Annotated in this window: 8 protein-coding genes; 5 read left to right on the top strand and 3 right to left on the bottom strand. The window is 73.5% G+C overall.

The window, feature by feature from the left end; all coding sequences use genetic code 11:
- Positions 1 to 85 precede the first annotated feature (85 nt).
- Complete coding sequence (locus ACQP1P_RS14240) at positions 86 to 1,264, bottom strand: substrate-binding domain-containing protein (RefSeq protein ID WP_433086827.1); 1,179 nt, start codon at positions 1,262 to 1,264, stop codon at positions 86 to 88.
- Positions 1,265 to 1,526: 262 nt separating this feature from the next.
- Between ACQP1P_RS14240 and ACQP1P_RS14235 the strand changes: the two genes are divergently transcribed.
- Genes ACQP1P_RS14235 through ACQP1P_RS14225 form a run of 3 tightly spaced genes read left to right on the top strand, consistent with a single transcriptional unit; the run spans position 1,527 to position 4,259 of the window.
- Entirely contained in the window at positions 1,527 to 2,732 is a 1,206-nt protein-coding gene (locus tag ACQP1P_RS14235; RefSeq protein ID WP_433086825.1) for a CaiB/BaiF CoA transferase family protein, read from the top strand.
- Position 2,733: 1 nt separating this feature from the next.
- Positions 2,734 to 3,633, top strand: coding sequence for a hydroxymethylglutaryl-CoA lyase (locus ACQP1P_RS14230; protein ID WP_433086823.1), 900 nt, complete (start codon positions 2,734 to 2,736; stop codon positions 3,631 to 3,633).
- Positions 3,630 to 4,259: a GntR family transcriptional regulator gene (locus tag ACQP1P_RS14225; RefSeq protein ID WP_433086821.1), complete on the top strand. Its 630-nt coding sequence runs from the start codon at positions 3,630 to 3,632 to the stop codon at positions 4,257 to 4,259. Before ACQP1P_RS14230 ends, ACQP1P_RS14225 begins: the two co-directional genes overlap by 4 nt.
- A 72-nt stretch (positions 4,260 to 4,331) precedes the next feature.
- On the opposite strand, the gene ACQP1P_RS14220 is transcribed toward ACQP1P_RS14225, so the two are convergent.
- Positions 4,332 to 4,496 carry a hypothetical protein gene (locus ACQP1P_RS14220; RefSeq protein ID WP_433086819.1) on the bottom strand — a complete coding sequence of 55 codons (165 nt, stop codon included), beginning with the start codon at positions 4,494 to 4,496 and terminating at the stop codon, positions 4,332 to 4,334.
- A gap of 74 nt (positions 4,497 to 4,570) precedes the next feature.
- Positions 4,571 to 6,781, bottom strand: coding sequence for a putative bifunctional diguanylate cyclase/phosphodiesterase (locus tag ACQP1P_RS14215; protein WP_433086817.1), 2,211 nt, complete (start codon positions 6,779 to 6,781; stop codon positions 4,571 to 4,573).
- 109 nt (positions 6,782 to 6,890) lie between these two features.
- On the opposite strand from ACQP1P_RS14215, the gene ACQP1P_RS14210 reads away from it, so the two are divergent.
- On the top strand, positions 6,891 to 8,036 hold the full coding sequence (locus ACQP1P_RS14210) for a sensor histidine kinase (RefSeq protein WP_433086815.1): 1,146 nt from the start codon (positions 6,891 to 6,893) through the stop codon (positions 8,034 to 8,036).
- A complete protein-coding gene (locus ACQP1P_RS14205; protein WP_433086813.1) occupies positions 8,033 to 8,656 on the top strand; it encodes a LuxR C-terminal-related transcriptional regulator in 624 nt (207 codons plus the stop codon). The genes ACQP1P_RS14210 and ACQP1P_RS14205 overlap by 4 nt, the downstream gene beginning before the upstream one ends.
- Positions 8,657 to 8,816 lie beyond the last annotated feature (160 nt).

The raw sequence follows: 8,816 nt of genomic DNA, 5'->3' as shown, positions 1-8,816 counted from the left end.
GCCTCCGCACGCTCCGGTGACGGCGCGAGGCACGGCAACGCCCTGTGCTCCCGGTGAGCGGCCCCTCCGCTCCGCTTGCGACCGCTCATTGCGCGCTGCTCCACATCTGCGTGTACCGCTCCGCGTAGTTGACGTACGAGTCCCAGTTGACCTTGCCGTCCTTGGGCGCATTCGACTTGTCGAACACGGTCGCCGGGATGCCCTGCTCGGCGTCGGGCAGCGCGGGCTGGCCGGCCAGCAGGCGCACCACCTGGTCGACCGCGGCGTAGGCGTTCCAGCCGCGCACGGCCCCGAAGTCGGCGAACTGGTCACCCTTGGCGACGCTGCCCAGGCGCTCCGGCTCGGCGTTCTTCGACATGACCTTGACGTCGGTGCGGCCGGCGGCCTTCAGGGCGGCGATGATGGACTCCACGCCGTTGCCGTAGGGCGTGAAGATGTACTGCAGGTCGTTGCCGTACTTCTGGATCAGCGACGTCGTGATGTTCTGCATCTCGATCGGGTCGGTGGCCTGCGCCAGGGTGCGCTCGCGCACTTCGAGCAGCTTGCACCCGGTGCAGCCGGCGAAGACCTGCTTGCTGGTGTTGAGCGCCTCGACCAGGTGCGGGTAGCCGACGTCCCACAGGAACACGGCCTTGGCGGTGCCCTTGCTCTCGGCGATGGCCTTGGTGACCTCGAGCACCGACTGGAAGGTCTCGCGGCTGGAGACGTTCGCGTCGAAGCCGACGGCGCCGCCCTCCTTGACCGCGGAGATGCCGACCGTCGGGATCTTCTGCCGCTTCATCTCGGCAAGGCCGTCGGCGACCTGGTTCTCCGGGATGGCCACGGTGATGACCGCGTTGGGCTTGTCGGCGGCGGCGGTCGAGAACGCCTTCTGGAAGCCCTCCGGCGCGCCCTGACCGTCGAGGATCTTGGTGGTCCAGCCGAGTGACTGGGCGATCGAGGCGGCCTTCTTGCCGACCTCCTCGCAGGAGGTGCCGACCTTGCACACGATGATGTCGACCTTCGCGCCGGCGACGGGCTTGACGGACTTCGTCGGGCCGGACCAGTCCTTGTAGACCTTGATCTTGTCGAGGGTGATGTCCTTCTCGGCGCCCTCGAAGTACAGCAGCCCGCCGGTGCCGGCCTTGATCAGGTCGGCGGCCTGCTGGGTGTAGGTGTCGTTGACCGGGCCCGGGGACTCGCCGGCCGACGTGTCGTCGCCGCAGGCGGCGACCGTGAGCAACAGCGCGGCGCCCAGGGCCGCGACGGCGGGAAGTCTGATCAAGGTGCCACTCCTCGGGGGGTGGGGGTGTGCGGTGTGTATGCAATGTGCGCCTTCACACGGCGGTCGCTGGGGTGGGTGCGGGTCCGCGCCGTGGCGTGGTTGTACGCAATGGAACGTAGATCCACCGCGCGAGAGGTGTCAAGAGTCACGGTCAACCCGGTACGGGAACCCGCCCGGACGGGCAGTCTTGTATGCACTAGCCCAGTTGCCTTTCCGTCGACCGCCACCTAAGTTGCATACAATTGCGAGACCTGGAGGGAATATGACGACCGACACCGAACTCCCCCTGGCCGATCTGCGCGTGGTCGAGATGGGTCAGCTGCTGGCCGGGCCGTTCTGCGGGCAGCTCCTGGGCGACTTCGGGGCCGAGGTCATCAAGATCGAGGACCCCCGCTCGGGCGACCCCATGCGCCAGTGGGGCCGGGAGAAGCCGCACGGCATGTCGCTGTGGTGGCCGATCGTCGCCCGGAACAAGAAGTCGGTGACCGTCGACCTGCGCCGCCCCGAGGGCCAGGACCTGGTGCGCCGGCTGCTCGCCGAGGCCGACGTGCTCATCGAGAACTTCCGCCCGGGCACGCTGGAGCGCTGGGGGCTCTCCCCCGAGGCGCTGTGGGAGGCCAACCCGCGCCTGGTCGTCACCCGGGTCAGCGGCTACGGCCAGACCGGGCCGTACTCCTCCCGCGCCGGCTTCGGCTCGATCGGCGAGGCGATGGGCGGGATCCGGTACGTCATCGGCGACCCCGACCGCCCGCCGGCCCGCTCCGGCATCTCCCTCGGCGACTCGCTCGCCGCCGTCTTCGCCGCGCTGGGCACGCTCGTCGCCCTGCACACCCGCCGCCGCACCGGGCGCGGTCAGGTCGTGGACGCGGCCATCTACGAGGCCGTGCTCGCGATGATGGAGTCGCTGCTGCCGGAGTGGGAGCTGGCCGGCTACCAGCGCGAGCGCACGGGCGCGGTGCTGCCGAACATCTCTCCCAGCAACGTGTTCCCGACCGGCGACGGCGAGAGCGTGCTCATCGCGGCCAACCAGGACGGCGTGTTCCGCCGGCTGGCCGAGGTCATGGGCCGGCCCGATCTCGCCGAGGACGAGCGCTTCGGCACCCACGACGCGCGCGGGCGCAACATGGAGCTGATCGACGGGATGATCGCCGAGTGGTCGGCGACGGTACCGGCGGCAGACCTGCTGCACCGCCTCGACGCCGCCGGCGTGCCGGCCGGGCGCATCTACAAGGCCCGCGACATGCTCGCCGACCCGCACTACGCGGCCCGGCAGGCGATCGTGCGCATGGCCGCACCGGGCCTCGGCGACGTGCCGATGCAGAACGTCATGCCGCGGCTGAGCGAGACGCCGGGCGCGGTGCGGCACACGGGCCCGGCGCTCGGTGAGCACAACGACGAGGTGCTCGGCAAGGTCCTCGGCCTCGACGCCGAGCAGACGGCGCGGCTGCGCTCGGCCGGGGTGATCTGAGGTGCGGATCGACATCGTCGAGGTCGGACCGCGCGACGGTCTGCAGAACGAAGCGGTGACGGTACCGACCGCGCAGAAGATCGAGTTCGTCCGGCGCCTGGCCGCCGCGGGCGCCCGGCGCATCGAGGTCACCAGCTTCGTGCGGCCCGACCGGGTCCCCCAGCTCGCCGACGCCGAGGAGGTCCTCGCGGGCCTGGACCTGCCGGACGTCACCATCAGCGCCCTGGTCTTCAACGAGCGCGGCCTGCGCCGGGCCGCGGCCGCCGGCGTGGCCGAGGTCAACCTGGTCATGGTCGCGACCGACACCTTCTCCCGGCGCAACCAGGGCATGGTCGTCGCCGACGCCGTGACCTCCTACCGGCGCCTGGCCGCCCAGGCCCACGACCTCGGCATGCGGGTGAGCCTGACGATCGGCGCCTCGTGGGGCTGCCCCTTCGAGGGCGAGGTGGAGCCCGGCCGCGTGCTGGGGCTGGTCGGCTCGTTCGAGGCCGACGAGGTCTGCCTGGCCGACACCATCGGCGTCGCGACGCCGGGCCGGGTCACCGCGCTCGTCGGCGCCGTCCGCGACGTGACCGCCCTGCCGGTGCGCTGCCACTTCCACAACACCCGCAACAGCGGCTACGCCAACGCCTACGCGGCCGTGGCCGCCGGCGCCGTGGCCCTGGACGCGAGCAGCGGCGGGATCGGGGGCTGCCCGTTCGCCCCGCGCGCGACGGGCAACATCGCCACCGAGGACCTGGCCTGGGCCCTGCACCGCGACGGCTACGAGACCGGGCTGTCCGTGCCGGGCCTGCTGCACGCCACCGAGCTCGTGGAACGTACCCTCGGCAGGCAGGTCCCGGCGCTGCTGGGCCGCACCGACCCATTCCCCCCACCGCAGGAGGCGGCACCCGAGTCGTGAACGCGGTCGAACACGCCTACGCCACGCTGCGCAAGGGCATCCTGGACGGCACCTACCCGCCGGGCGCGCAGCTGGCCGAGGTCGAGCTCGCCGGCCACCTGGCGGTCTCGCGCACCCCCGTCCGGGAGGCGATCCGCCGCCTGCACTCGGAGGGCCTGATCGAGGTCTTCCCCAACCGCGGCGCCTACGTGCGCACGTGGACCCGCGCCCAGCTCGACGAGCTGTTCTCGGTCCGCGCCCTGCTGGAGGGCCACGCCGCGGCCCTGGCCGCCCAGCACGCCACGGACCCCCAGCGCGCCGCGATGGCCGTGCTGTGCGACGAGATGGACGAGGCGGCCGCCGAGCCGACCGACATCCAGCGCGTGGCCGACCTGAACGACCGCTTCCACGCCCTCGTCCACGAGTCCTCGGCCAACTCCCTGCTGCCGGGCATGATCCGCGGCCTGATCCAGGTGCCGGTCGTGGTGCGCACGTTCCTGGGCTACTCCCCCGAGCGCCTGCGGATCAGCCTGTGGCAGCACCGCGAGATCCTGTCGGCGATCCGCGCCCACGACGGCCCGTGGGCCGAGTCCGCCATGCGCACCCATATCCTGTCGGCCCGCCACGAACTGGACGCGTCGCCGTGACGCCCCGCCGCGCCCTGCCGCCGCGGCCGGCGGGCGGGGCGGCACGTGCCCGCCCCGCCCGCCGCCGACCGGCTAGGCGGTGAAGGCCTTGACCTCCAGGAGGCCGACCGAGTTGGTGCCGTTGGACTGCAGCAGCACCCGCAGCCGGGTCGTGCTCACCGTCGTGAACGTCACGGTGTTGTACGCGTTCGCGGTGACCGGGTAGCCCGACGCGCCCGGCCACCGCCGCCGTCGCACTTGCGGTCCGGGTTGAAGGCCAGGTAGGAGCGCGTTCCACGACCGCTTTGCCGGACATGCCGGAAGCATCGGATTCATCGGGCGGGGCTGAGCTGTGCGGCCCGCGGGAAGTCCGGGGACTCCTCGGGCCGGCCGAAGAGGTAACCCTGGGCGTAGCGGTAGCCCATCCGGAACAGCGCCTCGGCCTGGTCGGCCGACTCCACGCCCTCGGCGATCGCGGTCAGGCCCAGGTGCGCCGACACGTCGATGAGCGCCGTGGCGATCACCGAGTGCCCGCCGCCGGCGAGGTCGTCGACGAAGGACTTGTCGACCTTGAGCACGTCGACGGGGGCCGTGCGCAGCAGGCCGAGCGAGGAGTGGCCGGTGCCGAAGTCGTCCAGGGCGATGCGGACGCCGAGCGCCTTGATCGCCCGCAGCGCGTCCAGGGCCGTCGAGCTGTCGAAGACCGCGGTCTCGGTGACCTCGACGGTGAGGCAGGAGGCGGGTAGGGCGGTGTCGTGCAGTACCGATGCCACGAAGGCGGGAAAACCGGGCTCCGAGAGCTGCCGGGCCGAGACGTTCACCGACACGTATCCGGGGGCCGCCGCGCCCGGCTCGCGCCGCCAGGTGCGCATCCGCTCGAGCGCGGTGCGCAGGATCCAGCCGCCCAGCTCGACGATCAGGCCGTTGTGCTCGGCGACCGGGACGAAGGCGACCGGGCTGACCAGGCCGCGCTGCGGGTGCCGCCAGCGCACCAGGGCCTCCACCGCGGCCACGCGCCCCTCGGGCAGGGCCACGATCGGCTGGTACACCAGGAAGAACTGCCCCTCGTCGAGCGCGGTGCGCAGCTCGGCGCCCAGCTGCGCGTGCTCGGTGGCCTGCTCGTCCAGCAGCGGGTCGTAGCGCAGGTGGCGGCCGCCGGTGACCTTGGCCGCGTACATGGCCACGTCGGCCCGGCGCAGCGGCTCGAACGGGTCGGCGGTGTCCTCGTCGTCGGCGATCCCGATGCTGGCCCGCATGAGCAGCCGGTGCGGCCCGGCGGTCAGCGGCTGGTCCAGCGAGGCGACGATCCCGGCCACGATCCGGTCCGCGACCTCCGCCGAGGTGCGGGGCAGGTGCACGGCGAACTCGTCGCCGCCGAGGCGGGCCACGGTGTCACCGGGGCGCACGAGACCGGTGAGGCGCTCGGCCACCGCCCGGAGCAGCCGGTCGCCGACGGTGTGGCCGAGGCGGTCGTTGACGGCCTTGAAGTCGTCGAGGTCGATGAGGGCCACGTGCGAGCGCGGGCCGGTCCCGAGCTCAGCGCGGATGCGCGCCTCCAGCGCCCGGCGGTTGGCCAGGCCGGTGAGCTCGTCGCGCATGGCGAGGGTGCGCACCTGGTTGACGAGGCCGGCCATGCGCAGCACGGACAGCAGGAACAGCGCGGCGGCGCAGATGCCGACCGCGAGCCACTCGATGTGCCGCGGGTCGAGGAAGCCCTGCACCACCAGCACCGCCGGGGCCAGCAGGGACGAGGCCGCCATCACGACCAGCCGCGCCCGGCCGTCGGGCACCTCGCCGGCATCGCGAGCGGCGACGCCGGCCCCGCGCACCGAGGGATGCAGGGCGGCCGCGGCCCAGAAGACGTACGAGAGCATCCAGCCGGCGTCGAACACGCCGCCCACGTAGGCGGTGTAGGAGTTGACGACCGAGTACGCGATGTCGGCGGCCAGCAGCAGCCCCAGCGCCGCCACGAGTAGCCGCGTGCTGGTGTCGCGCCGGGCGCCGCCGACCACGAGCCGGGCCACGAGCGCGAGCAGCAGCACGTCCGCGGCCGGGTAGGCCAGCGCGATCATCCGGGTCGTCACGGGCGAGGTGGCGTCGTTGGCGATGGGCTGCATGACGAACGTCCACAGCACCAGGCCGGTGCCGGTGGCGAAGACGAGCGCGTCGACCATGGCCGTCCAGCCCGGTCCCCGCGTCCGGCGGCGGCCGAGCAGGAACAGGCCGCCGAACAGGAACGGGTAGGCGCACAGATAGAACACGTCGGCCAGGGACGGGAACGGCTCCTCGTGCGCGACGTGCTCGAAGTAGGTGTAGATCCAGTCGCCGGCGGACCACAGGGCGGTGCCGGCGGCGCTCAGCAGCCAGGCGGTCCGCCGGGTGCGGTCGGTGCGGCGGGCCCCGGCCAGCATCACCAGGGCGGCGACGGTGCCGATGCCGTCGTAGAGGCACCCCTGCGCCGCGGCGCCGATGGGCAGCACGAAGTAGCCGCCGACCGCCGCCGAGCCGGCGAGGAGCCACCACAGCCACCGCTTTTCCCGCACGAGGGCAATATCGGCAGGGCCGGGACGTGGCTGAGTGTGATCGGTACCATCGCCGCGGCCGTCAACTTCGGATCATTTAAAAAGTCGCGAAACCCGGTACATTCCGTGCATGACCGTCGATCGGGCGGTGGCTCCCGCCGCCCTCGGTCGGGCCGTGCTGCTCGGCCGGGGCGCCGCCACGCTCACCGCGGCGGGGACCGGGCTGCGCCTCGTGCCCGACCCCCGCCCGCTGCTGCTGGCCGCGGCAGTGTTCCTGCTGGTGAGCGCCGCCGGGCTCGTCCTGCTGGCCCGCAACCCCTACGTCGTGCGCCACCCGGTGCCGCTGCTCGCCGCCGACACCCTGCTCACCCTGGCGGTGCTCGCGGCCGACCCGGGCATCGCGTACTTCTGCGCCGCCGCGGGCGCCTCCGCCCTCGCCGGGGTCGTGGTGGGGTTGCGGGCCCTCTGGCTGGCCGCGGCCCACGCGGCGCTCGGGTACGCCGTCGCCGCGCACGTGCTGGCCGGCAGCCCCGCGCACGCCGAGTTCGTGCTCGCCTACCCGATCGCGTGCGTCCTGGCCGCCACGGGCGCCGCGGTGGCCACCACGGCCCTGCGCCGGCACGTGGAGCTCTCGGTCCGGGTGGTCGCCTCGGCCCAGCGCGCCGCGGCCGCCGACGAGCGCGCCCGGCTCGCCCGCGAGCTGCACGACTCGGTGGCCAAAACCCTCCGCGGCGTCTCCTTCGCCGCCCTCGCCCTCCCGCAGAGCCTGCGCCGCCACCCGGACCTCGCCGAGCGCCTCGCCGGCACCGTCTCCGAGGGCGCCGCGGCCGCCGCCCGGGAGGCCCGCGACCTGCTCGACGGCCTGCGCTGCGACGAACCGACCCGGGACTTCGCCACGGTCGTGGCCGACCGGTGCGCGGCCTGGCAGCGCTCGACCGGCATCGCGATCCGCCTCGACCTGGCCGCGGCCGACCCGCCCCTGCCGGTCCGCTACGAGCTGCTGCGCATCCTGCAGGAGGCGCTGCGCAACACCGCGGCCCACGCCGCCGCGACCGCGGTGACGGTCCGGCTCGCCCCGCTGGAGGGCCGCCTGGTGCTCACCGTGACCGACAACGGGCGCGGCTTCCCGGTGCCGCCGAGCCTCGCGGAGCTGCGCACCGGCAACCGCTACGGCATCCTGGGCATGTCCGAGCGCGCCCGGCTCTCCGGGGGCGCCCTGCGAGTCAGGTCAAGCCCCGGCAGCGGTACCTGCGTGGAAGCCGCCATCCCGGCATGATCAGCGTGCTCATCGTCGACGACAACCCGATCGTCCGGGCGGCGCTGCGCGGCTACCTCGAGGGCACCCCGGACGTGGTCGTGGCCGGCGAGGCCGCCGACGGGGTCGAGGCCCTGGCCGAGGCGCGCCGCACCGGCCCCGCCGTGACGCTGCTGGACCACCGCATGCCGATCGCCGACGGGCTGTCGGTGCTGCCCGACCTGGCCCGGCTGACCTCGATCCTCGTGCTGACCAGCGACCCGGACCCGGCCCTCATCGCGCAGATGCTGCACGGGGGCGCCAGGGGGTACCTCATCCACGGCGCCTTCACGCCCGGCGAGCTGCATCGCGCCGTGGTCGCCGTGGCCGCCGGCTACGGCTGGCTGTCCCCGGCCGCGGCGGCGGTCGCGACGGCCTCGATGCGCTCACGGCCGGCCGCCCGTCCCCGGCCGCGCTACGGCCTGACCCGCCGCGAGCAGGATGTCCTCGACCTGCTGGCGGAGGGGCTGTCGAACGCGGCCATCGCGCACCGGCTGCTGCTGACCGAGAAGACGGTGAAGAACCACCTGCACCGCGCGTACGCCAAGCTGCGCGTGACCAACCGCACCGAGGCCCTGCTGCGCTGGACCGGCCGCTCATGAACCGCTGGGGCTGGGCCTCGCTCGCCCTCGCGGTGGCGGCCGTCGTCGTGGTCGTGCCCCCGCTGGTGCTGCCCGCTCCTCCCGCCGCTCCCCCGGCTGCTTCCGCTCCCCCGGCCGCTTCGATTCCCCTGGCCTCTTCGACTCCTCCGGCCTCTGCGAT

This window comes from Dactylosporangium sp. CA-052675 (genome assembly GCF_050947935.1).
GTDB lineage: Bacteria > Actinomycetota > Actinomycetes > Mycobacteriales > Micromonosporaceae > Dactylosporangium.
Note: the sequence above shows the minus strand (reverse complement) of the source record. Positions and strands in the feature narration are given on the sequence as shown.

What these genes read in the sequence shown, in the direction of transcription:
- ACQP1P_RS14210 (WP_433086815.1), top strand. Translation starts at nt 6,891, where the DNA reads ATGACCGTCGATCGGGCGGTGGCTCCCGCCGCCCTCGGTCGGGCCGTG.
- ACQP1P_RS14235 (WP_433086825.1), top strand. Translation starts at nt 1,527, where the DNA reads ATGACGACCGACACCGAACTCCCCCTGGCCGATCTGCGCGTGGTCGAG.
- ACQP1P_RS14205 (WP_433086813.1), top strand. Translation starts at nt 8,033, where the DNA reads ATGATCAGCGTGCTCATCGTCGACGACAACCCGATCGTCCGGGCGGCG.